A 23,001-nucleotide genomic window follows, 5' to 3' on the forward strand; every position below is an offset into this window, starting at 1 on the left:
GAGCCTTATCGTCGGCAGCGTCAGATGTGGATAAGAGACAGGCGCAGGGGCCACGTGGTACCTGCGGCGCCCGGACGTGCCGCCTCCCGCGCGGATCGCCGCCGCGGAGGCGGCTTCGACCGTGGAGGCGAAGGTGTCCGCGCTGGACGGGCTGGACAAGGACGCGCGCGCCACGGCGGCGGAGCTGGCTCGCGCGGGCACGCTGCTGTTGAACGCGGGCGCCCACTCGCAGGCCCTGTCCCTGGCGGAGGCCTACACCTCGCGCTTCCCGAAGGAGGCGGAGGCGCACCTGCTCGCCGCGCGCGCCGCCACCGAGCTGCGCATGGGCAAGCGCGCGGAACGCGCCATCGACGAGGCCACCGTCCTCGCCCCCAGGGACGTCCGCGTGCCCCTGGCCCTGGCCGACCTGCGGGCCCGCCAGGGCGACGTGCCGGGCGCGCTGACCGCCCTGGCGAAGGCGTACGCGCAGGCGCCGGGCTCCGCCCAGGTGGCCCCCCGCTACGGACAGCTCCTGTCGCAAGGCGGCCGGCTTGACGAGGCCGCCACCGTGCTGTCCGCCTGGACGCGCCAGCACGACGACGCCGAGTCCCTGGCGGAGCTGGGCTTCGTGCGCTTCCGCCAGGAGAAGCTGGACGACGCCGCCGCCCTGCTCAAGCGCGCGCAGAGGAAGGCCCCCTCGCTCGCGGTGGCCCACTCCTACCTGGGGGCCGTCCTCTTCCGGCAGGGCGACCTTCGCGGCGCCGAGCGCGAGTACCGCGAGGCCGAGCGCCTGGCCCCGGACGACCCCCGCGCCCTCACCGCGCGTTGCCAGCTCCACGTCCACGAGGGCGACACCGCCCGGGTGGCCGAGGTGAAACGTACGCTGGCGGAAAGGTTCCCGGACCGGGCGCAGGCGCTCGCGGCGGAGTGTGGCGCGGGGAACTAGCTTCGCCCCATGCGCCTTCGCCTCCTCGCCCTCGCCGCGTCCAGCCTGCTGCTGACCGCCACCGCGTGCGCCTCCAAGGACTACGTCGACCCCTCGCCCGACGCCGGGACGGAGCTCCCGGACACCCCCTCCGGTGACGTGGCTCCCGCGGACCGCTCGGCCTGCTCCGGCCTCACCGTGACGGCCGGCACCTACGACTGGACCGTCGAGCACGGCGGCCGCACCCGCGCCTTCCGCGTCCACGTCCCCACCGGCTACGACGCCACGAAGCCCACGCCCGTCGTCCTCAGCTTCCACGGCTTCGGCTCCACCGAGCAGGAGCAGGAGCTGTTGACCGGCTTCTCCACGCTGGCCGACGCGGAGGGATTCATCGCGGTGTACCCGCGCGGCCTCAACTTCCCGGAGGTCTACGGCCGGGGCGAACCGGACACGCGAGGCTGGAACGGCGAGGCCTGCTGTGGCCCGGCGCAGATTGGCAACGTGGACGACGTGGGCTTCGTGGACGCGCTGCTCGCGGACCTGGACACCCGCGTGTGCACGGACCCGCGCCGCGTCTTCGCCAACGGCTTCTCCAACGGCGGCTTCTTCTCCTACCGGCTGGCCTGTGAGCGCGCCCAGCGCATCGCCGCCATCGCGCCCGTGTCGGGCATGTTGGGCGTGACGGACTGCCGCCCGTCCCGGCCCGTCCCCGTGCTCCACTTCCACGGCACCGGCGACGAGACCATCTTCTACGACGGCGGCGACAACGTCCTCGGCGGCAAGCCCTACCCTTCCGCCCCGGAGTCCGTGCGCCGCTTCGCCGAGCGCAACGGCTGCACCGGCCCGCAGCAGCAGACGTATCAGCAGGGCAACAGCACCTGCGTGGCGTATACGGGCTGCCAGCCGGAGAGCGCCACCGCGAGCCTGTGCACCGTCACCGGCGGAAAGCACGCGTGGCCCGGCCAGACGCTCTACAATGACGGCACGCCGGACCTGGACGCGACCCTGCAGATGTGGCGCTTCTTCCAGGCGCGTCCCCGCCCCTGAAGGAGGCCGTCACGCTGGCCCGCGCCCTCATCATCAACGCCGATGACCTGGGCTACGACCCGGGCATCACGCGGGGCATCCTCCACGCCCTGCGAGAGGGCGTCGTCTCCTCCGCCACGCTCCTGGTGAACGCCCCGGACTCCGAGCACGCCGCGAGGCAGGCCCGGGGACTCGCCATCGGGTTGCACCTGAACCTGGACCGGGGGCCTCCGGTGGACCCCGGCTTCCCGAGGGGATGGCGCACCGTGGACGGAGGCCTCGCCGGAGCCCGCGTGGGTGAGCTTCCCGCGGACGTGGTGGAGGCGGAGGCGCTCGCGCAACTGGAGCGGCTGGAGCGGCTCCTGGGCCAGGCCGCCACGCACCTGGACGTGCACAAGCACCTGCACCGGCATCCCCAGGTGCTGGAGGGACTGTCACGCGTCGCGAGGCGCGCGGGCCTCCCGGTGCGCTCCATCGACGCGGCCATGCGCGGGGCGCTGAGGGCCCGGGGCGTGGCCACGAATGATCACTTCGTCGGCGAGTCCGGCCAGACGGCGTACTGGACGCAGGAGCGCTTCTCCGCGGCCCTGGCGGCGCTGCCTGCCGAAGGCGTCACGGAGTGGATGTGTCACCCGGGGCACCTGCCCGAGGTCGTCACCACCCGCTACGCCTCGCAGCGCGAGGTGGAGCTCACCACCTTCCTGAACGCCCGCTCACGTGAGGCCCTGGCGCGGGCGGCAATCCAGCCCACGGACTACCGCGTGCTCACGCGGGCGTGACGAGCGGAAGCTCCGACTCCACCGGCGTCAGCGTCCGGCGCTTCTCGCGCGTGAGCACGGTGCGCACGCCCGCGAGCAGCTCGTCCGGGCGGTAGTGCCGGGGACACAGCGCGGCGTTCTCCTGCGCCCACCACGGCCGCTCGTCCCCCGCCAGCAGGATGGGGACCGGCCTCGCGCGCGGCAGCGTGGCGAAGGTCTCCAGGAAGGTGCCCACCGCGGACTGCGTGGCGCTCGTGGACAGGACGATGAGGTCCACCGGCAGGTGCGTCGCCTTGCGCAGGGCCTCCGCGCCGCTCTGCACGGTGAACACCTCGAAGCCCTCGGCGCGCAGGGTGCGCTCCGCCGTGGCCTCCTGGTGCACGTCCTCGTCCAGCACCAACACGCGCCGGGGCAGCCTGCGCACCTCGTGCGCGGGCATGCGCGGCAGGTCCAATGAGAACGTGGAGCCCTCGCCCTCGCGGCTGCGCAGCGCCAGCGCGCCGCCGTGCATCTTCACGATGGAGTGGCTGATGAACAGCCCCAGCCCCAGCCCGCCGAAGTTGCGGTGCGACACGTTGCGCGCCCGGTAGAAGCGCTGGAACACCAGCGCCTGGTCCGCGCCCGGAATGCCGATGCCGTGGTCCTGCACCTGGATGCGCGCGGACTCCGCCGTGCGCCCCACCCTCACGGAGATGGGCGCCCCCGCAGGGCTGTACTTGTGCGCGTTCTCCAGCAGGTTCACCAGCACCTGCTCCAGCCGGTCCCGGTCCCCCAGCACCCAGACGCCGTCGTGCGGCACGTCCACCGTGAAGGGGCGCTCGAAGGCGTGGCGGAAGTGGTCCACCACCTCCGCCACCAGCTGCCCCACCTCCAGCGGCGCCGAGTCCAGCGCCAGCCGCCCCAGCTCCAGGCGGCTTGCGTCCAGCAGGTCCTCCACCAGCCCCGCCAGCCGGTCCACCTGCCGCTTCGACTTGAGCACGCTGGAGAGCGCCACCGGCTGCCCGGAGGCGATGCGGCGCTCCATGGCGAACAGGCCCAGCTTCAGCGGCGTGAGCGGCGTCTTCAGCTCGTGCGACGCGATGGACATGAACTCCTCGCGCACGCGCAGGGCCGCCTGGGCCTCGCGCAGGAGGCGCGCGTTCTCCACCGCCACCGCGAGCTGGCTGGCCGCCGCGCTCCACATCTCCAGCTCGCGCACGGAGAACGAAGCGCCCTGCTCCTTGTAGATGAGCAAGAGGCCCACCGTCCGGCGCGGCGCGCACAGCGGCACCGCGGCGAAGACGGAGCCCACCGCGTCGCCGTAGCCACGCTGGATGCCCAGCTGCGGCTGGCGAAGGGCCAGGGCCTGCCGGTAGGGGTCCTCCGACGGGTCGAACACGTCCTGGGGCGCGTCCAGGCCCTCCAGGTCCGACACCGCCATGCGCTTCAGCGTCGCGTCGTCTTCCTCATAGAGGAACACCTCCGCGCGGCGCACCTGGGCACACCGCACCAGCGACACCACGGCGGCCGAGCAGACGCGGTCCACCTCCAGCGACTCACCCACCGCGCGGGCAATCTCCCGCACCGCCTGTGAAAACGCGCCCTCGTCGTCCACGCCGGACGGCTCCATCACCAGCCACGCCCCGGCCAGGCCGTCCGTGTGGGCGGGCTTCACCTGTACACGCACCTGCTGGAGCGCGCGGGTGATGACGTGACCGGAGTAGGCCCGCTTCTCCCGGATGGCGCGCTCCAGGGCGTCCAGGTTGCGGCCGGCCTCCAGGGCGTCCAGCAGGGTGCTGCCCGGACAGAGCGTCACGCCTGTCTTGGCCGCGAAGCCCTCCTCGCACCATTGGACGCGCAGGTCGGGTCCCACGCGCAGGAGCGCTTGGGGCAGGCACGAGAGGACATCCTCGACGTCGTTGGGTGGCAGCATGGGAGGGGGCGAAGCAGGGGTCGCCGGAGGGAGATAGGAATCCCCGAGCATGATCGCCAACCACCCCCGGACGTTCTCCTGTCCTGGAGGGCCCTGGCGCGTTGGAACCCGAACAGTGCCCTTGGCCGGGCAGCCAGGGGGGCGCCGTCGTAGAGGGCGGTGACACGCGCCGAACGTGTGCTAGACGACAGCGCATGTCCTCTCAGCCGTCCAAGGAAATCCAGACCTTCCCCAACCCCGCCGCCGATCGCGACTACGAGATCGCCTTCGACGTGCCGGAGTTCACCTGCCTGTGCCCGCTGACGGGCCAGCCGGACTTCGCGCGCTTCACCATCAAGTACGTGCCGGATCAGCTGTGCGTGGAGCTCAAGAGCCTCAAGCTCTACATGTGGTCCTACCGCAACGAGGGCGCCTTCCACGAGAAGGTGACCAACACCATCGCGGACGACATCATCAAGGCCATCCAGCCGCGCAAGCTCACGGTGGTGGGGGACTTCTTCGTGCGCGGCGGCATCGGGACCATCGTCACCGTCACGCACGACAAGAAGAAGCAGGCCTGAGCGCCGTCCCTCAGCGGGTGAGCTGCTCCAGGAGCGGCGCCCACTGGGCGTGGGACAGGTAGAGGCCGGTGCCGGCCGCCGCGGTGCCGGCGGCGAGCGCGGCCAGCACCCACTTGAGCTTGCCGGGTGAGCGCGCGGGCTTCTTCGTCGCGAAGACGTCGAGCACGCCCAGCTCCTGCTGGGTGAGGTGGGCCAGGGCCTCGGTCTCGGTGAGCTTCTCGCGGTAGCGCAGGAAGGCCACGAGCAGCGCGGGGTGGGACACGCGCACCTCGTGGGCGAGGAACAGGTCCAGCTCGCGGCGCATGGCCGCGGCATCCGGGAAGCGGGCCTCCGGCTTCACGGACAGCGCGCGCTTCACGATGCGCGCGAGCGGGGCCGGCACGTTCGGAGCCACCTTCTGGAGCGGCGTGAACTTGCCGTCGCGGATGCGGGCGAACACCTCGCCGGCCGTCTTGCCCACGAAGGGGCGGGTGCCGGAGAGGGCCTCGTAGAGGAGCACGCCCAGGGAGAAGATGTCGGTGCGCGCGTCGATGGGGGCGCCGGTCACCTGCTCCGGGGACATGTACGACGGCGTGCCCACGGCCATGCCCTGCTGGGTGAGGGCCTCCAGGCTGACGTCCTTGGCGATGCCGAAGTCCATGAGCTTCACCTCACCGGACTTGGTGAGCATGACGTTCGCGGGCTTGAGGTCGCGGTGGATGATGCGGCGGAAGTGGGCGTGGTCGAGCGCGCTGGCGATGCGCGCGCCGATGACGGCGGCGACGTCCGGAGGCAGCGGGCCGTCCTTGATGAGGCCGTGGAGGGTGGGGCCGTCCACGTACTCCATGACCATGAAGAGGCTGTCGTTCTTGTCCACCAGGTCATAGAGGGTGACGATGTTCTGGTGGCGGAAGGCGGCGAGCGCCAGGGCCTCGCGGCGGAAGCGGGACAGGGCCTCCTGGTCGCGCTGGCCTTCCGGGAGCAGCTCCTTGATGGCGACCTCGCGCTGAAGCAGCTCGTGCAGGCCGCGGTACACCAAGGCCATGCCGCCCCGGCCCAGCTCGCCGAGCACGCGGCAGGCGCCAATCTTGCGGTGACGAAGTCTCTCGGATTTCTCGGCGGCGGCGGTCACGGGGCGCAGGGTATCGATTCACGTCTCATGCGTCGATGGGCCCTCCTTCACGGGGTGGGTTCGCACAGGTGTGATGGAAAGGCGCGGTGTCGCTGTCTCACGCCAGGGTGCCTACCTGCCGAGCGTGGACTGGCAGGATGGGGACATGGGACTGGGACGCCGGACGGATGGGCTCTGGGTGTTCTTCGTGGCCGTGGGGCTCGGAGGCTGCGCGGGGCCGCGCCAGGGTACCTATGCGCAGCAAAGCTTCGATTCGGTGACGAACACCTGCCGGACGCAGCCGGCGCTGTGCGCCGGGGCGGAGTCGGTGCACCCCGGGATTCGTGCCGCGGAGGTGGCGGTGGTGGCAGCCGGGGCCCGGGCGATGCTGGACGAGGACACCCGGCGGGCGGTGGAGTTCGTGCTGAAGGAATGTGCGGAGCAGGCGCGTTCAGAGGTGCTGCTTCGCGATCATGAGGGACGAAGCCCCACGAAGGAGGAATGCAACGAGGTGGTGGAACGCAATGCGCGAGGTGAGTCCGTCACGCGGGCCATGAAGTGGGGAACCGCCATGCACCAGGTCGCCCTGGAATGCGTCCGACAGCGTCTCTCCCCCTTGCTCCCAGGAAGGTTCAGCCTGGAGCCCACCTATCGGTATGACCGCAAGGTCCCGAAAACGACGTATGTGCCCCAGGAAGAGGTCAACGCGCTGCTCCGCCAGGGACGCGCTGCCGAGCTCAAGGGCACCCTTGTCCCGGACATCGTCATCCATGAAGGCCATCCGCTCCAGGCTCAGGCCGTCTATGACTTCAAGTTTCCGTGCTTGAGCAGTGAAACAGACCCTCCATGGCGCAGATATCCCCGGGGGCATATCTACGCGGGCGAGTATCAGCACCAGCTCTACATGGAAGCCCTCGAGCTTTCTGAAGTCCCCATCCGCATCGTGCCCCGGGTTGGAGTCGTCCGATGAGTCATCACCTCCCTCGCATCCGTGTGCGTGCCCAGGACGGTGCGTTGCTCATCCGCGACGGCCTGCGCATCCACTTCCACATGCCCCACCCCCATTCGAGTCTGGAGCACGGCGTGGAGCGAGCCCTGGACGTCTACCGGGAGGCAGTCGGCCCGGAGGCATTGGGCTGGTACGCCAACGAAGAGGGCGAATGGGTGGCGTTGGACGACGAGGGTTGGCGGGCCGCGACCCAGGAGCTTCATGGAGAAGGCTTCTCCAACGTCGTTCTGAGCGATGCGGTTCCGGGTGAACTGCGATACCGCTTCGAGTACTTCGGCAAGGACCTTGGCAACCCGGAGCGGGGCTACGGCCCGGCGGTGATCAGCTCGGTGGGGTTCTGGCTGCCCACCGAGTTCCTGGAGGAGCACGGTCCGGACAGGGTACGTGAGCTGGCATTGACGCTGGCCTCGAATCTGCCCTTCTCCTTCGGACAGGTGGGCCCTTCTTTTCAATGTCAGCTCGACATCCTGGGGGTCCGCGAAGAGGTCGACGCACGTCGCTTCCGTCATCCCGGAATGGATGTGTCCATGCTGGACCAGCTCGCCAATTCATTGGGCACCCGCGTGCGTGGCCCGGCCTGGATGAACTTCCTGGGCCCACCGGTGCTCAGTGAACTGGGCGGCGCCGAAGCCCTGCGCTCCAAGCTGCACTCGCCTGGAACCACCGTGCAGGCCTTGGGGCCGGACCGTGCCGTCGTCACGCTGGGACCGTGGCCGGAGGCCGGTGACACCGAGCAAGGACAGACATTGCCTGCCTATCGGGAGCTCGCGCGCGTGCTTGAGCCATGGTTGCATCAGACGGCTTCCGCGGAGCAACGCCGCTGGCAGCGCCGCTTCCTCGACTGAGCGCTCCGCCTCCCGTTCCCCTCCGCCCTGCACCGCCTCGCGGGCGTTCCCATGCTTCTCCCATCCAACGTGCCTGGGAGGACGCCATGACGGAACAGGACGCATACATGCAGAAGGTGGAAGCCGAGCAGCGCGAGGCGACCGCTCGCTTCCGCGAAATCGAAGCCCAGGCGGACCTCGCCGACAATGAGGACGCACTCGACGCCCTCACCGGCGCCCGCCAGTTCAACGACGACGTCAACCGCGAGCTCCAGGCGCTCCGCCGCGCCGACCAGCGCGACTGGGACCGCATGAAGGATGGCGTGGAGAAGGCCCGCCGCCGCTTCCACGAACACCTCGACCGCGCCGGCACCCGGTGGGAGGACCTCCGCGTCACCTACCGCCGTCAACGCGAGGCCGAGCTGATGGAGCTGAGCGCCCAGGTGGACCGCTGGGTGGCCGCCCGCAAACGCGCCACCGCCGAGGACTCGCTCCTCACCCGCGAGGAGCTCGACTTCATCAAACGCGGCCTGAAGAACGCCGGCGAGCTCCTGAACAACCTGAGCCACGCACACGGGCACGCCTGGAAGACGGCCCGCGACCAGTACGAGGCCAACTGGCGCGAGCTGATGGAACGCTCCCGCCGCATCCGCGCCGACACCGACGTCACCGCCGGGAGCGCGGCCCCCTCCTGAAACCCCATCTTCACCAACGCCACACGGCTGTCACACGGCTACGCTAGGAACCGCCCCCACTAGGGAGGGACACGGCCCGGAAGGACCGTGCCCCTCCCAGGCGTTTCCGCCCGCGAGCCCATGGCCCTTCCTGCCCGTCCGACCCAGCCTCCCGTCCTCGCCGCCATCGATGTGGGCACCAACGCCGTGCGCCTGGAGCTGGCCCGCCCGGACGCCGAGGGCTCGCTCGAAACCCTCCACCAGGAGCGGGACCCCATCCGCCCCGGCGAGGGCGTCTTCACCACCGGCGAGATGTCCCCGGAGACGGCCGACCGCCTGCTGTCCACCCTGCGCCGCTACGCCGCCCTCTGCCGCCGCCACAAGGCCCAGGTGCGCGCCGTCGCCACCAGCGCCCTGCGCGAGGCCCGCAACCGCCAGGACATCGTGCGCCGCGTGCACGAGGAGGCCGGCCTGGAGCTGGAGGTCGTCAGCGGCAAGGAGGAGGCCCGCCTCATCTGCCTGGGCGTGCTGCACAGGAAGCCCGCCAACGCCCGCTCGCTCCTCGTGGACATCGGTGGAGGCAGCACCGAGGTCGCCATCGCCACCGGCGAGAAGCCCGACGAGCTCTGGAGCCTCGCGCTGGGCTCCGTGCGCCTCACGGAGGTGTTCGACACCTCGCGCACCGTGACGCCCAAGCAGCTGCGGCTGATGCGCGGCTTCGTGGACGAGGTGCTCCACAAGACGCTCCCGGAGGAGCTCCCCGCCCTGCCCCGCGTGGCGATGGGCTCGTCCGGCACCATTGGCGCCGTGGTGGGCTTCGCGTCCGCGGAGAACGGAGGCAACGCCACCGTGCGACAGCTCACCCAGACCGTGGAGACGCTGGCGAAGATGCCGCCGGAGCGCCGCCGCAAGCGCTTCGACCCGCGCCGCGCGGACATCATCGTCTCCGGCGCCGTCATCCTGGAGGGCGTCGCGCGCCACCTGGGCGTGGAGTCCGTCAGCGTCGTCAACCGCGGCCTGCGCGACGGCCTGCTGGTGGACCTGCTCTACCGCCAGGACGAGTCGCGCGAGGACCACAGCCTCGCGGACGCGGCCCTCGTCATGGGCCAGCGCTTCCGCTTCGACGAGAAGCACGCCCGCCAGGTGGCCCGCCTGTCCCTGGCCCTCTTCGACAGCCTGGCCGCGCTGCACCAACTGCCCCTGTCCGTGCGCCCGCACCTGGAGGTCGCCGCGCTGCTGCACGACATCGGCACGGCGGTCAGCTACGAGCGCCACCACCGCCACACGTACTACCTCATCCACAACGCGGACCTCCCGGGCCTCGCGGACCGCGAGCGGGAAATCATCGCGCGCGTCGCCCGCTACCACCGGCGCTCCCAGCCGGAGCTGTCCCACTCCGGCATGGCCGGGCTCACCCCGTCCGAAGCACGCCGCGTGCGCAAGCTGGCCACGCTGCTGCGCCTGGCGAATGCGCTGGACCACAGCCACCACCAGCCCATCCGCGACTTCAAGGTGACGGACGGCCGCGAGGCGGTGACGCTGCACCTGCACGCCCGCCAGCCCCTCGACCTGGAGCTGTGGAACGCCGAGCGAGAGGTCGTCGCCTTCCGCAAGGTGTTCGGCAAGCGGCTCGCGTTCCAGGTCCACTCGGCCGGCCGCTAGGGCCACTGCCTCCCCGCTCGTCCCCCGGGTGAGGGAGCGCGGCGCCAGTCCTGCCCGGCTCCACCGCCGTGGCCAGAGTCCAGACGAACGGGTCCCGTGCGCTCAGTGAAAGCGCCGTGGGCCTTCACGTCTTTCAAGGCCCTGGCGGGGGCAAGGAGCGGAACATGAAGGCAGTCGTTTTCCACGGCATTGGGGACATCCGGCTGGACGACGTCGCGGAGCCGAAGCTGAAGGAGCCCACGGACGCCATCATCAAGCTGACCGCCAGCGCCATCTGCGGCACGGACCTGCACATGATCCGCGGCACCATGCCCGGCATGAAGCCCGGCACCATCCTCGGCCACGAGGGCGTGGGTGTCATCGAGGAGCTGGGCAAGGACGTGCGCAACTTCAACGTGGGTGACCGCGTGGTCATCTGCTCCACCATCGGGTGCGGCAACTGCTCGTACTGCCGCGCGGGCTACTACGCCCAGTGCAACGACGCGAACCCCAACGGCCCCGACGCGGGCACCGCCTTCTTCGGCGGCCCGGAGATGACGGGCCCCTTCGACGGCATGCAGGCGGAGAAGGCGCGCATCCCGTTCGCGGCCGTCACCATGGTGAAGGTGCCCGAGGGCGTCACCGACGACCAGGCCATCCTCGTCTCCGACATCTTCCCCACGGGCTACTTCGGCGCGGAGATGGCCGAAATCAAACCCGGTGACACCGTGGCGGTGTTCGGCTGCGGGCCGGTGGGCCTGTTCGCCATCGTGAGCGCGAAGCTGATGGGCGCGGGCCGCATCTTCGCCATCGACAGCCACGAGGACCGGCTGGCGCTCGCGAAGGCCCAGGGCGCGGAGATCATCAACTTCGAGGAGGAGGACCCGGTGGAGACGCTCAAGCGCTTCACGGGGGGCATCGGCGTGGACCGCGCCATCGACGCGGTGGGCGTGGATTCCCAGCACGCGCACCACGGCCCGGCCGCCAAGAAGGCCAAGGCGGAGAAGCCCGAGTTCAAGCGCGAGGTGGAGATGGTCGCCCCCAAGCAGAAGCCGGATGGCGACAACTGGGTGCCCGGCGACGCGCCGTCCCAGGCCGCGCAGTGGGCGGTGCAGTCGCTGGCCAAGGCCGGCACGCTGTCCATCATCGGCGTGTATCCGCAGACGATGAACGCGTTCCCCATTGGCGCGGCGATGAACAAGAACCTCACCCTGCGCATGGGCAACTGCAACCACCGCAAGTACATCCCCAAGCTGCTGGAGCTGGTGCGCTCCGGCACCGTGGACCCCACGGCCATCCTGAGCCACGTGAAGTCCATGGCCTCCGCCATCGACGCGTACCGCAACTTCGACCTGCGCAAGCCGGGCTGGGTGAAGGTGGAGCTGGAGCCGGGCGTCACGATTCAGTGACGCGCGTCACGAATCCGAATCCAAGACGAGGCACGTGTCGCCGAACTCGTGCCCCAGGTAGCCCGCGCCTTCCGCGTGCGCCGCGGCCCGCTGCAACAGCGGGAGCGGCGCGAAGGCCTGGAGCAGCGCATGGTGGCTGCTCCCCGGGTCGTGCACGCCGGTGAGCAGCCCGTGCACCACCCGGGGCACGTAGCCGGGCCCGAGCAGCAGGTCCGTCACGGCCTCGCCCGGCACCAGCGCCCCGTGTTGCGTCGCGCGGCCTTCGAGCGCGCGCACCACGGTGGTGCCCACCGCCACCACGCGTCCGCCCTTCGCTCGCGTCTCCTCCACCAGGGCCACGGTGCGCTCGGGAATGTCCGAGCGTTCGGGCCGGGGCAGTACGGCATCCAGCGCCGCGTCCCCCGTGGAGGAGAGTCCCGCCGCGTGCGTGAGGGACGCCCAGCGCACGCCGCGCGCCTTCATCCGCAAGAGCACGGACGCGGTGAGGGGCAGGCCCGCGGAGGGCATCTCCGCGGCCCACGGCCTCGCGGCGTAGAGCGTCTGCACGTGCCACAGCGCCAGCGGTCCCGCCGTGTACGCGTACTGCACCGGCCGTCCCGCCGTGTAGAGCGCCTGCCAGAGCGCCGCGCCGCTCAGGTCGAAGGCCACGCGCAGGAGCCGGGGTGAAGGCGGCAGCACCTCCACGACCCGCGCGGTGAGGCCGCCCACTTCCAGACGCGCGCCCACGGGGAGCTCGGGCGGTGGGGGCCGGTCCTCGGTGCGCCGGCGCCAGTCTCCCGCGCCGAAGAGGACGGCCGTCCAGGTGTCGTCCGGTTCGTGGGAGAGCAAGCGCAGCTCGATGGGCGCGCCCGCGCCGGTGCGGCCCGTGAGCGAGCCGGGCAGCGTGGCCGCGTCGTTCATCACCAGCAGGTCGCCTTCGCGCAGCAGCTGCGGCAGCTCCGAGGCGATGGTGTCGGTGAAGCGCTCCCTGCGGGGCTCGACGTGCAGGAGCCTCGCGGTGTCGGGACGTTCCCGGGGCCAGCGGGCGGCGTTCATGCGGCCTCCCACTTCGCGGCCTCGAAGCGCTGACCGGAGGCGGTGTCGCGGGCCTCCACGAGCGCGAGGATGCGCGCGGCCACATCCTCCGGCTTCGCCAGCGTCGCGGGGTCGGCGTCCGGGATCGCGTCGGCGTGCATGCGCGTGTCCATGTCACCGGGGTCCACGGTGAGCAGGCGCACGCCGCTGCCCTCGAACTCCGCGGCCCAGATGCGCGTCAGGTGCTCCAGCGCGGCCTTCGACACGCTGTAGGCGCCCCAGCGGGGATAGGCGGACACGGCGGCATCGGAGGTGATGTTGAGGATGAGCCCGCGCCCCCGGACCACCATGCTGCCCGCCACGGCCTTCGTCAGCCGGAAGGGTCCGAGCAGGTTGACCTCCAGCACCTGCGACACGTCCTCGCATACCGTGTCCAGCAGGAGCGGGAGCGGCGTGGGGCCCAGGGTGCTCGCGTTGTTGACCAGCACGTCCAGCGGGCCCACCAGCGCGGTGGCCGCGCCCACCAGCGGGTAGATGGCCTGCTTGTCCCCCACGTCGAAGGCGAGCGCGTGCACCGCCAGTCCCCGCGCCTTCAGTGGCGCCACCGCCGCGTCCAGCGCCTTCGCGTCGCGCGCGACGCCCACCACCCGGGCGCCCCGCCGGGCGAAGGCCTCCATCAGGGCACGGCCCAGTCCCCGGCTCGCACCCGTCACCAGCACTGCCTGATTCCGCATGTCCATGGCTTGCTCCTCCTTGGGGACAGGGATATCCGACGAGCTCCGAGGCGATGGCAGGGACGCCAATGCGTTGGCAGAATGCCAGCGCATGAGCGAAGAGGACCTTCCGGGCAGGCTGGCGCGCAACCTGCGGACTCTGCGGGAGACACGAGGGGCCACGCAGGTGCAGCTGGCGAAGCTGGCGGGCGTGCCCCGGGCCACCTGGGCGCATCTGGAGTCCGGCGCGGCGAACCCGACGCTGTCGGTGCTGCACCGGGTGGCGGGGGCGCTGCAGGTGTCACTGGAAGAGCTGCTGGCCCGCCCCAAGGCGAGCGCCCGGCACTACCGGCGCGACAGCCTGCCGGTGCGTCAGCGGGGCGCGGCCTTCCTGCGAAAGCTCCTGCCGGATCCGCTGCCGGGCATGGAGTTCGACCGGCTGGAGCTGCCGGCCAGGGCGCGCATCACCGGCGTGCCCCACACACCCGGCACGCGCGAATACCTGGCCTGCGAGTCCGGAACCCTGGCGCTGGTGGCCAGTGGAGAGCGCTTCGTCCTCGAAGCCGGAGACGTCGTCGTCTTCCGGGGCGACCAGAAGCACTCGTACGAGAACCCCGGCGCGCGCACGGCGGTGGGCTACTCCGTCGTGCTGCTCGCGCCGTCGCTATGAAGTCCTAATCCCCGGTCTTGAGCCAGAACCAGCGCCGCTCGGAGCGGAGAGCACCGGAGAGGAACTCGGAGAACGAGGCCGCGATCTGGGTGCAGTAGTACGGGTCCGGGAATCCCTCGCGGTAGCCGTCGATGATGGGATACCGGCCGCCGTGTTGCTGGCCCACGTCCACGAGGATGTAGTTGCTGTCCTGGAGCGCGCATGTCGCGTACCACGACGCGGGCCCGGACTTGTCGCTGTCGTCCTGGAGCATGACCACCCGCGCGCGCCGGATCATCTCCAGCGGGAGGAAATGGAAGTCCGGGTCGATGCGATCGAACAACTTCGCGCCGTCGCAGTGCAGGTAGAACGCGCGCAGGTCCGCATCCAGCGTCCATCCCATCCGGGCCTCGAACGCCTCGATGTGAGCAGGCGTCGCCGGAGGATTGGGGAAATGGCGCCGTGACACCTCTTCCAGCAGCTCGGTCATCGTCGTCATAGGGCTACTCTCCGTAGGGGTAGCTTCCCCCTGCGGTCGTCCATGGGGGTTGGCCCGCGTAGCACTGGTTGTAGAGCCCCAACAGCGTCTCGTGAACGTCCTTGGGGTAGGGGATGATGTTGTCCCAATCAATGGGATTGCCTCCGTGTTTGAGGTCGCGGAGGTGGTGCGCCTGGTAGGGCGACCCGTCGGCCTCACGAGGCCACTCCCCGAACCGCTCGGCCCACCGCTCCCGGAACCCATCGCGAATGTTCTTCCACTTTCCCCGGGCAACATCGTTCTGGACCTTGCTCAACGCTGGGTAGTTGCAGCAGCAGTTCGCCATTCCGAACCGGCTCCCCGCCCGCACGACGTCGCCCGAGAAGTCCATCTTCACATCCGCGAGCCAGATGCAGCCTTGAAGGGCGTACCCTTCTCCGACGCACTTGTCGCGGCAGTAGTCCATGAGGTTGGGACTGCACTGCCAGGGGCCATAATAGATGACCGTGCGGAAGTTCCCGCCTCCGGGGACCCGGACTTCCGGCCCGACCCACTTCCGGATGCCGCCAACAGCGGTCATCGCGCCCTCAGCGCACGCGGCGAGGAGGACGCAGAAGGACAGCAACGACAGCAGGGGCGCCTGGAAAAGGCGCTGAGCATGTTTTGCATGGGGGAAGCCCCCTACCACGCCAACCTGCTCAGGCTTTGTGTCACTCCCCTCTCCGCCCCACTCACAAAGCAGGAGGTCCTGGGGAGTCAGCAAGGAAGGAGCCAGAGTCGCGCGGCCCACCGTTCCGGTGATGGGTGGGTGGGGGCTCAGGTTGAAGGTCAGCCTCCTCGGACGAGACGCCACAACCTGTCCGACTGTCGGACAGGTCTGGCGGAAAGCGCGCCCGGCGGCCCGGACCGTTCTCCACCGTCACTCCCGGACAGAACCTTTAAGGTCAAAGGCAGGTGGACTTTTCAGGTTCACCGTGCCCAGACTCCCCGGGTGGCGCCGTCGCGCCGAAACCTGGCCATCGAGGAGTCATGTCCACGTCCACCCCTGCCGGAGGAGAGCCGGCGCGCCACAAGCCGGCATCGCGCTTCGGTGCCTTCCTGGCCACGCCTGGCCTGCCCCGGCCGCTCTTCACCATCGACGGCGCTCGCTACGAGGCCCTTCGCGAGCTGGTGCGGATGCAGACGGGGGAACTGCTGATGCTCGCCCGTCGTCATCCGGAGCGCGGGGCCACCCTGCCTGGGCTCTGTTTCGTGCGGCGGCTGGCCAATCCCTCCACCATGCTGCGCCGCACCCGCCTGGGAGAGGAGATCCAGCTGGCCTTCCGCCTCCATCACCCCGCCATCGCCCAGGTGTTCCACCGCAAGGTGTACCGGGACGCGCTGCACGTGGTCATGGAGTACGTGGACGGCCCTTCACTGGAGACGCTGGTGAGCGCGAGCGTGGCGCGCGGCCAGCCCGTGTCCGAGGCCTTCGCCCTCTACGTGGGGTCGGAACTCGCCGAAGCGCTGCACCATGCGCACACGCTGACGGATGAGGCGGGCAAGCCCCTGGGAATCATCCACCGCGACGTGAACCCCCGGCACGTCTACGTGGGAGCGCACGGCGAGGTGAAGCTCGTGAACTTCGGCGCGGCCTACTCGGTGGTGATTGGACGCGAGGAGTCGCCCGCGAACCTCGTCCGGGGTGACGTGGCCTATGCCTCACCCGAATACCTGGAGCGCCTGCCGCTGACGCCGCGCTCCGACGTCTTCAGCCTGGGCGTGCTGCTGGTGGAGCTCTTCACCGGCAAGCATCCCTTCGACGTGCAGGACGTGCCCCGGCCACCCCTCGGCCTGAGCCCGTTGCGGGTGGAGGTCCTTCCCTCACTGCCGCTGACGCAAATGCGGGTGCTGCTGGCCAGCTTCGGCCCCGCGGAGGTCGAGGCAGCGGTGGAGCGGCTCTCGCCGGATGTGAAGCAACTGCTGCACGCGGCCCTGCGCGCCAACCCCGAGGAGCGGTTCGCCACGGCGGAGGACCTGCGTGACGTCCTTCGCGCGGCGCTCATCAGGCGGCACCCGGGCTATGGACGCCAGGAGGCCGCCAATGAAGCCGCGCGGCTGCTGGCGGACGGCAGCGTGCTCCGGGACGTGGTGGAGTTTGGCGAGGGCGGCCTCTTCCCGGAGGGACTGGAGGCACACGAACTGGAGGGCCCGGGGAAGAAGTAGCGCCTTTCAGCGTGCTAGCACGGAGGCGACGTGGAGGAGTGCGTCCAACTTCTCCGCGTCCAGCTTGCGCGCCAGGTGGAGGAGGCGCCGCAGGTCCGGCGCGTCGTCCCCTTCCCGGGGCGGCTGCTTCTTCGAGCCCTTGCGCACGTCTCCTGTCGGCGTCAGGCCCAGCATCGTTTCAGGGGAGACGCGCAGCTCCTGGCAGAGGCGGTAGAGCGACGGGACGCTGGGCAACATCTTGCCGCGCTCCAGGCGGCTGTAGACGGGGTGTACCAGTCCAATGCGCTCGGCGACTTCGGCCTGCGTCAGTCCCAGATGCTCGCGGGCGGCACGTGCCGCCATGCCAATGGTGATGCCGAGTTCTTCATTCATGGAGGGCGCGCAGCGTATCCGAGATGTCCGCCCCGGGACCTCGCTGGGAGGAGACCGCATGCAAGTGCCACGGGAGCCTGAAGTGAGGACGCCGTGAGGCCACCGCCCGCCATCCTGGTGCCCGGGGCCGAGGTGCTGGGCTACGCGGTGGAGCGCCAGTTGGGACAAGGCGGCTTCGGCACGGTGTACCTCGCGCACAACGGGGGAAAGCCCTTCGCGTTGAAGCTGTTGCATCTGCCACGCGTCGGGGAACGGGTGGAGCGCGAGGTCTCCATCCTCCTGAAGCTGCGCCATCCCCATGTCGTGGGACTCCAGGGCTACGGGTTGTGGCCACCGGGCGAGCCGCGCTTCGCGGTCATCGTCATGGAGTACGTGGACGGGCGCCGGTTGGACGTCTGGGCGGACGAGGAGAACCCGTCCGCGAGGCAGGTGGCGCGGGTGATGCTGGACGTGGCGCGGGCGCTCGCCGCGACGCACGCGGCGGGGGTGCTTCACCGGGACGTGAAGGAAGCCAACGTCATGGTGCGCGCCTCGGACGGCCTGGCCAAGCTGGTGGACTTCGGGATTGGCGATTACACGGGAGCGCGCGGCCTGACGGAGGACATCCTTCCGCCCGGCACGCCGGAGTACCGCGCTCCCGAGGCGTCGCGGTACTTCCGGCAGCACGCGCGCGTCCCCGGGGCCCGCTACGTGGCGAGCGCGCCGGATGACCTGTGGGCGTTGGGCGTCGTCCTCTACTGGCTGCTCACGGGACGCAAGCCCTTCGATGGCGAGGACGACGCTGGGTTCATCGAGACCGTGCTCACCCAGAAGCCCACGTCACCGTGCGAGGAGAACGAACGCGTACCGCATGCGTTGAGCGACGTGTGCATGCGGCTGCTGGAGAAGACGTCCGAGGCGCGCACACCGAATGCTCTCGCTGTCGTGACCACGCTGGAGGAAGCGCTGCGGAGCGCGGACGCGGAGTGGGACGTCCCCCTGTGTGACGCCTTCGGTGAAGACACCGCGACGGCAGAGGGCCAGCAGGACAGCTTCGAGAAGTGGCGGAACCGGCCAAGGCACCGGCCCCGGCGGGGCGTCCGTGCGCCGCCGTCGCGGGCCGAAGCTCCGACGACGCAGGTGAAGCCACGGCGCTCTTTCAGGGTGTGGGCTGTGATGCGGATGGTCCTGGCGCTGGTCGCGGCGGTCGCGCTGTTGCCGCGCGGGGCTGAGAGATTTCCAGAGGCGGTCACGCCTCGTCAGGAAGTAGCGCCCACTGACAAGTCGCCTCAATCTGACCGGGCTGCGGCTCCCAACGGGCCAGAGGCCACCGCCGCGGCCGTCGCCCTTCCCGCGACGCACCAGGAGGTCGCAGCCACCGTGACGACGCAGACGCCAGAGACTCCTTCCATCCCGCTCTCCTCGAAGCCCGCGAGGAAGGTCCGGAGCGTCATGACCCGTGCGGCGGGCACCGCGGCCTGCACTGCATTGATGGCCTGCCCCGGCCCACAGGTGCGGCCTCCTCCGCCGCCCGAGCCCTGCCCCATCGGAGCGGTGAAGGCCATGAATGCGCGGAGCATCCGCATCGGGGACACACACGGAGCGGTCTTCGTCTTCTCAAACCCGCAGATCATTTCAGTCCACGAAGGCCCTGCCCGGTTGATCCTGGTCGGCCCCTGGGAGGGTCTGCCGAGCAAAACCGAACTGTCAGGCAGGCTCATCATGAGAGACCGCGTCTATGGGCGCCTGACGTGGGCGACGACGCCGGATGGCGACAGCTTCCCCGTGTGTCTGGAGGTCCTCGCGGAGGAAGGAGATCGAGGAATGGCGAGGGAGCCTGGAGACGATTCACCCACGAGCGCTCGCATCTACACAACAGCAGGTGTGAAGGCAGTACGTGAGTTCGAGTAGCAAGGATTGCCTGGGAGACACCGCCGAGTGCCCTCTTCATCCGCCGTCGTCTTCCTGGGACTCCTGTTCACGAGCGCGGCAGCGTTCGCACAGTCCGAGGTCTCGGCTTCCGTACCCGGCGCACGCCGCATCGAACTGCACCCAGACGGGAACCCATCTGGCTCCGAGATCGGAGTCAGCGCAGGGCTTTCCACAGGCCTCTTTTTCGACTCGGAGTTGATGCGAGATGGGATTGAGCTGGAAGGACGGGAGCGCTTCTCCCTGGTGGACGTAGGGCAGGCCACTCTCCGCCTGGTTCCGTCTTCGCGCGTGGCCCCGGGTGAGCACTTCCGGTTGCTCGTGCGCTTCAGGGATGGTGCGGCACCCGTGAGCGCTTCCTTTCTCCTGCGAGTGCATCCCGCGAAGGCGGAATCCCTCATCGAGGTCTATCGCGGGAAGCGCACGCTTGAGACCTACCAGCAGGAGGCCCGAGAGGTTCGAGCGGAGCTGGTGCGGTGCCGGGAGGAGAACTCACGGCTGACGGCCGAGCATGAGGCCCCAGGGGGGCTGACGGGGCTCCTCGCCACAGGGACTGTCGATAAGAACGGTGTGTCAGGGCGGACCGTGACCAAGGACATCCTTCCGTCGCATGGAAATGCCTTGGACGTCATCTTCGTCACCACCTACCGCGCCAAGACGGCCGTCGCGGTGGTCGTCGAACTGGCGACGAAGGCAGGCGCTCAACCCTGGAGCGCCAAGGGAGCAACGCTTCGGGGCAGGACCGGGGCGGAGCTGAAAGTGCTCCGCGTCTGGCAGCAACAACGCATCCCCCTGGGCGATGCCCGAAGCATCGTGGTCGAGGCCGAGGCCCCGGGGGCCGGTGTCCAGGGACCGTTCTCCTTGAAGCTCTGGGAGGACGGGCCACGCACCGTCACGCTGGGCAACGTGACGTTCCCGTAGCCACTGCCGCACCGTGGCCTTCCGCTCTCGCGGGCATGTCGGACCGGAGTGGAAGCATCTCGGGGTCCACCCTCCCAGGTGGGCTCCCGGAGGTGGACGATGCGCGTGAGTGTCGTGGCGCTGTTCGCGGCCCTGCTGATGGTGGGCTGCGCGGGCGTGGAGACTTCTGCCACCCGAGGTGGTTCGCGGGTCCTCCGGCAGCGCACCGCTCATGCGCCGGACGCTTCCAGCGAAAGACACCAAAGCGTCAGCACCGAAGACGATGAGCCCGACGAGGAGGAGAGCCATCCACGACTCCACCGGCGTCAACCCGTCCGGATGCCGATGGGGACGGTGATCCTGACGACTCCCGGGAAGTTGTCGCGGCAGGCCCTGGAGATGGGCCTGCTGGACGTGGACTCCTTCGAGAAGTTGCTGGTGCGCGCTGGCCTGGAGGACGTGGACGAACTCCCCCTGCGCCGCAACCCCTTCACTCCGGACGACGCGGTGGAGGTGCTGGGCCGGTTGATGGAGAAGCCGGTGACGCTGGGCACCTTCCCGCCCCGCATGGCCGCGGGCTTCCTGATGCGGGAGGTGCTGGAGCGCGGCGAGGTCTCCCGCGAGGAACTGACGCGACGGGTGGCGCGCTTCGCCCGCGAGCAGGTGGCGGTGCTGCGGCCGGACGGATATCTCGCGTGGGCGCTCAACGGACGCACGCAGCAGAAGGTCGCGTCCCTGGAATGGAGGGACGGGGCCTTCCGCGCGGGCAACTTCGAGCTGGGGCGCTTCTACAGCGGCAAGGGCGGCGTCTTTCGCCAGGTCGATGCGCGGCTCCAGGCAGCGGACCCGCGCCCCCTGGCCGAGGTGTACGACGACGCGGATGTTATCGGCCGCTCGCTGGACGGCGCCGAGGACGCCTTCGCGGGGCTGTACCACGCGCTGGGGCAGCTCCTCTCCCGCCCCACGGACAGCATCGCGGGATTGCGCCACCTCTCAGCCGGCGTCGTGGCCCTCATCGCATCGTCGCCCGAGTACTGGGAGCGCTTCCAGTACATGACGGCGGGTGAGCAGATCCGCGAGGTGGCCCGGCTCTCGACGGACGTCCTCGTCACCTGGGGTTCGGCCTCGGCCACGACGCGGACGTTGAAGGGGCTGGTGTCGGGGATCGACGCCACGGTGCCAGTCCTATCGCTATCAGCGCAGGGAGCACTCGTGCTGGAGCAAGTCTCCATACCCGTGGGGCGCACAGCGGCGGTGTTGAGCAGCGGCACCGGGGCGGCCATCATCCTCCAGCGAGTCGATGACACGGCGGGCTCGGGTGATGGGGAAGGAGGAGGTTTCCCACCGAGTGGCCCCAGGGGTTATTCGTCCTTCAAGTCGTTCAAGCGGGCCATGGGGCCGGCGGGGAATGGCAAGGAGTGGCACCACATCGTGGAGCAGACCGACGGGAACGTGGCGCGCTTCGGACCGCAGGCCCTCCACAACACGGAGAACGTCATCCCGCTCGACAAGGGGCTTCATAACTCGGTGAGTGCGTTCTATTCGTCGCACCAGTATCGAGTCACAGGCTCGACGTCGCTGACTGTGCGGCAGTGGCTGAGCACCCAATCATTCGAAGCCCAATCCGCATTCGGGCTGCGCGCGATGGAGAACATTCGGAACGGACTATGGTGACGGAAGACCTTCAGAAACTCGTCGCGAAGTTCGCGCAGCATGCGGAGGCTCAAACAGAAGCAATCATGCGAGGAGACGCGAAAGCGGCGAACAAGCACGCGAAGGAATCGATTGCAGCGTTCAAGCGGCTGAGGACCCACGGAGATGTGGGACGGGACGCGCTCGCAACCCTCTTTCTCCATCCGCGGATGGATGTGCGAACGGCAGCGGCGGCATTGCTGCTGCGATATCGCACCGCTGAAGCCAAAGCGGTGTTGGAGGAGGCTGCGAAGGGAAAAGGGCTGATCCCCTTCGAGGCCCGGGAGGCGCTGAAGCGCTGGGAAGAAGGAACCTGGTCCCTGGACCCCGCTTGAGCGAAGCCACCCGCTACGCCCCACCGCCCTGCCAGATCAGCATCCCCATCACGCCCACGTCGCGCTCGCCCCCCGCCTGGAGCCTCCAGGGCACCGCCACTCCGAACTCCAGGGACTTCATGGGACGCGCCATCAGGCCCGGTGACAGCAGCATGGTGGAGGTGCCGTCCTCGTCCCTCCAGCCGGCCTCCACCATGGGCCGCAGCGGCCCCAGGGCCAGCACCGCTCCGGCCGCGAGGTCCGGATGCAGCTCGCTCCCCAGCCCGCGCACCCCGGGCAGCTCCTCCGCCTTGAGCTGGAGGTTGAAGCCCACCGGGCCCACGTCCTGATACGCCAGCAGGTACGGCTCGAAGCCCGGGCGGAAGCGGTCATCCGCGAGGTCGCGCGTGGCCTCCACATCCATCCCCAGGCTCAGCGTGAAACCGCGCCGTCTGTCATTGACCAGCGCCAGCCCGACACCCACCTCCGCCGTGTCCAGCCCGCGCGGATCCTCCGGGGTCGTCAGCGCCACCTGCGCCTCCAACTGGATCCGGTCGCTGAGGCCGTACTCGCCGAGCACCGGCACCTCGAAACGCGTCTCGCCCTCCTGCCGCGTCCACTCCAGCCCCGTGCCCAGCTGCACCTCGCCGCGCTGCTGCGGGGGCGCCCCATCCCCCAGGAAGAACTCCTGCACGCGCCCCTCCACCCCTTCCTCCGCGACCGCGGGCACCGCGAAGAGGCTCACCAATCCCACCGTGACGAGCTGCCGTACGTTCGCCATGTCAGCAGGGTGGACACGGTCCTCCTCCATCGGGGCCTCTCCTCCGTGCCGCCCACCGCTCGACTGTCCGCCTGCTTCCAGGGAACAAATCCCCTGGCGCTCCGAGTGGCGGCTTGCATCACCGTGCGTGAGGGTGGCAAAGCCTGCGGGCCCACTCCCTCGAAAGCG

Annotated in this window: 22 protein-coding genes and 1 pseudogene; 15 read left to right on the top strand and 8 right to left on the bottom strand. The window is 69.9% G+C overall.

All coding sequences use genetic code 11. The features are described from left to right. Positions 1–40: 40 nt before the first annotated feature. The 3 genes and pseudogenes from D7W79_RS46425 to D7W79_RS10460 form a co-directional block, all read left to right on the top strand. A pseudogene (locus tag D7W79_RS46425) lies at positions 41–925 on the top strand (tetratricopeptide repeat protein); the annotation flags it as partial. A gap of 9 nt (positions 926–934) precedes the next feature. Continuing rightward, positions 935–1,951 (top strand): extracellular catalytic domain type 1 short-chain-length polyhydroxyalkanoate depolymerase, encoded by a 1,017-nt coding sequence (locus tag D7W79_RS10455; protein WP_120525211.1) that lies wholly within the window; start codon positions 935–937, stop codon positions 1,949–1,951. Continuing rightward, complete coding sequence (locus D7W79_RS10460; protein ID WP_244221697.1) at positions 1,918–2,709, top strand: carbohydrate deacetylase; 792 nt, start codon at positions 1,918–1,920, stop codon at positions 2,707–2,709. The genes D7W79_RS10455 and D7W79_RS10460 overlap by 34 nt, the downstream gene beginning before the upstream one ends. Here the strand turns inward: D7W79_RS10460 and D7W79_RS10465 are convergent. Then, positions 2,696–4,600: an ATP-binding protein gene (locus tag D7W79_RS10465; RefSeq protein WP_120525212.1), complete on the bottom strand. Its 1,905-nt coding sequence runs from the start codon at positions 4,598–4,600 to the stop codon at positions 2,696–2,698. The two genes, D7W79_RS10460 and D7W79_RS10465, sit on opposite strands and share 14 nt — an antisense overlap. A 194-nt stretch (positions 4,601–4,794) precedes the next feature. Between D7W79_RS10465 and queF the strand changes: the two genes are divergently transcribed. Beyond that, positions 4,795–5,160, top strand: a complete 366-nt coding sequence (gene queF / locus D7W79_RS10470; RefSeq protein WP_120525213.1) for a preQ(1) synthase — start codon at positions 4,795–4,797, stop codon at positions 5,158–5,160. A 10-nt stretch (positions 5,161–5,170) separates the two neighbouring features. On the opposite strand, the gene D7W79_RS10475 is transcribed toward queF, so the two are convergent. Continuing rightward, positions 5,171–6,184, bottom strand: a complete 1,014-nt coding sequence (locus D7W79_RS10475) for a serine/threonine-protein kinase (protein WP_244221701.1) — start codon at positions 6,182–6,184, stop codon at positions 5,171–5,173. Between the two features lie 232 nt (positions 6,185–6,416). Here D7W79_RS10475 and D7W79_RS10480 point away from each other — a divergent pair, with 232 nt between their 5' ends. The 5 genes from D7W79_RS10480 to D7W79_RS10500 all read left to right on the top strand — a co-directional run bounded on the left by D7W79_RS10480 (position 6,417) and on the right by D7W79_RS10500 (position 11,807). Next, entirely contained in the window at positions 6,417–7,220 is an 804-nt protein-coding gene (locus D7W79_RS10480) for a hypothetical protein (protein WP_147441875.1), read from the top strand. A 44-nt stretch (positions 7,221–7,264) separates the two neighbouring features. Then, positions 7,265–8,104 (top strand): DUF3396 domain-containing protein, encoded by an 840-nt coding sequence (locus D7W79_RS10485; RefSeq protein WP_244221698.1) that lies wholly within the window; start codon positions 7,265–7,267, stop codon positions 8,102–8,104. 86 nt (positions 8,105–8,190) lie between these two features. After that, a complete protein-coding gene (locus D7W79_RS10490; protein WP_120525217.1) occupies positions 8,191–8,778 on the top strand; it encodes a hypothetical protein in 588 nt (195 codons plus the stop codon). A 120-nt stretch (positions 8,779–8,898) separates the two neighbouring features. Beyond that, positions 8,899–10,419, top strand: a complete 1,521-nt coding sequence (locus D7W79_RS10495; protein WP_120525218.1) for a Ppx/GppA phosphatase family protein — start codon at positions 8,899–8,901, stop codon at positions 10,417–10,419. Between the two features lie 164 nt (positions 10,420–10,583). After that, on the top strand, positions 10,584–11,807 hold the full coding sequence (locus D7W79_RS10500; RefSeq protein WP_120525219.1) for a zinc-dependent alcohol dehydrogenase: 1,224 nt from the start codon (positions 10,584–10,586) through the stop codon (positions 11,805–11,807). A gap of 6 nt (positions 11,808–11,813) precedes the next feature. Here the strand turns inward: D7W79_RS10500 and D7W79_RS10505 are convergent, their stop codons facing one another. Together D7W79_RS10505 and D7W79_RS10510 are read right to left on the bottom strand one after the other, a co-directional pair. Next, entirely contained in the window at positions 11,814–12,842 is a 1,029-nt protein-coding gene (locus D7W79_RS10505; protein WP_171435737.1) for an S-adenosylmethionine:tRNA ribosyltransferase-isomerase, read from the bottom strand. After that, entirely contained in the window at positions 12,839–13,561 is a 723-nt protein-coding gene (locus D7W79_RS10510) for an SDR family NAD(P)-dependent oxidoreductase (RefSeq protein ID WP_120525221.1), read from the bottom strand. Before D7W79_RS10510 ends, D7W79_RS10505 begins: the two co-directional genes overlap by 4 nt. Positions 13,562–13,646: 85 nt before the next feature. Between D7W79_RS10510 and D7W79_RS10515 the strand changes: the two genes are divergently transcribed. Further along, positions 13,647–14,204 carry a helix-turn-helix domain-containing protein gene (locus D7W79_RS10515; protein WP_120525222.1) on the top strand — a complete coding sequence of 186 codons (558 nt, stop codon included), beginning with the start codon at positions 13,647–13,649 and terminating at the stop codon, positions 14,202–14,204. A gap of 4 nt (positions 14,205–14,208) precedes the next feature. On the opposite strand, the gene D7W79_RS10520 is transcribed toward D7W79_RS10515, so the two are convergent. Next, positions 14,209–14,673: an SMI1/KNR4 family protein gene (locus tag D7W79_RS10520; RefSeq protein WP_120525237.1), complete on the bottom strand. Its 465-nt coding sequence runs from the start codon at positions 14,671–14,673 to the stop codon at positions 14,209–14,211. Positions 14,674–14,686: 13 nt separating this feature from the next. Next, positions 14,687–15,424, bottom strand: a complete 738-nt coding sequence (locus D7W79_RS10525) for a hypothetical protein (protein WP_244221699.1) — start codon at positions 15,422–15,424, stop codon at positions 14,687–14,689. Positions 15,425–15,690: 266 nt separating this feature from the next. On the opposite strand from D7W79_RS10525, the gene D7W79_RS10530 reads away from it, so the two are divergent. Further along, entirely contained in the window at positions 15,691–16,866 is a 1,176-nt protein-coding gene (locus D7W79_RS10530; protein ID WP_120525223.1) for a serine/threonine-protein kinase, read from the top strand. Between the two features lie 6 nt (positions 16,867–16,872). Here D7W79_RS10530 and D7W79_RS10535 read toward each other — a convergent pair whose 3' ends face one another. Then, positions 16,873–17,238 carry a helix-turn-helix domain-containing protein gene (locus tag D7W79_RS10535; RefSeq protein ID WP_120525224.1) on the bottom strand — a complete coding sequence of 122 codons (366 nt, stop codon included), beginning with the start codon at positions 17,236–17,238 and terminating at the stop codon, positions 16,873–16,875. 93 nt (positions 17,239–17,331) lie between these two features. Here D7W79_RS10535 and D7W79_RS10540 point away from each other — a divergent pair, with 93 nt between their 5' ends. From D7W79_RS10540 to D7W79_RS10555, 4 genes are all read left to right on the top strand, one after another. Beyond that, positions 17,332–19,128 (top strand): serine/threonine-protein kinase, encoded by a 1,797-nt coding sequence (locus D7W79_RS10540; RefSeq protein WP_120525225.1) that lies wholly within the window; start codon positions 17,332–17,334, stop codon positions 19,126–19,128. A 27-nt stretch (positions 19,129–19,155) separates the two neighbouring features. Next, the gene (locus D7W79_RS10545; protein WP_120525226.1) at positions 19,156–20,067 is read left to right on the top strand and encodes a DUF2381 family protein; all 912 of its coding nucleotides are present in this window, start codon (positions 19,156–19,158) and stop codon (positions 20,065–20,067) included. A gap of 324 nt (positions 20,068–20,391) precedes the next feature. After that, on the top strand, positions 20,392–21,720 hold the full coding sequence (locus D7W79_RS44490) for a hypothetical protein (protein WP_208729689.1): 1,329 nt from the start codon (positions 20,392–20,394) through the stop codon (positions 21,718–21,720). Next, entirely contained in the window at positions 21,714–22,073 is a 360-nt protein-coding gene (locus tag D7W79_RS10555; protein WP_120525227.1) for a DUF2019 domain-containing protein, read from the top strand. The genes D7W79_RS44490 and D7W79_RS10555 overlap by 7 nt, the downstream gene beginning before the upstream one ends. Before the next feature lie 13 nt (positions 22,074–22,086). Here D7W79_RS10555 and D7W79_RS10560 read toward each other — a convergent pair whose 3' ends face one another. After that, entirely contained in the window at positions 22,087–22,833 is a 747-nt protein-coding gene (locus tag D7W79_RS10560; protein ID WP_120525228.1) for a hypothetical protein, read from the bottom strand. Positions 22,834–23,001: the final 168 nt, after the last annotated feature.

The sequence above is a fragment of the Corallococcus exercitus genome (assembly GCF_003611585.1).
In the GTDB taxonomy this organism is placed as follows: domain Bacteria; phylum Myxococcota; class Myxococcia; order Myxococcales; family Myxococcaceae; genus Corallococcus; species Corallococcus exercitus.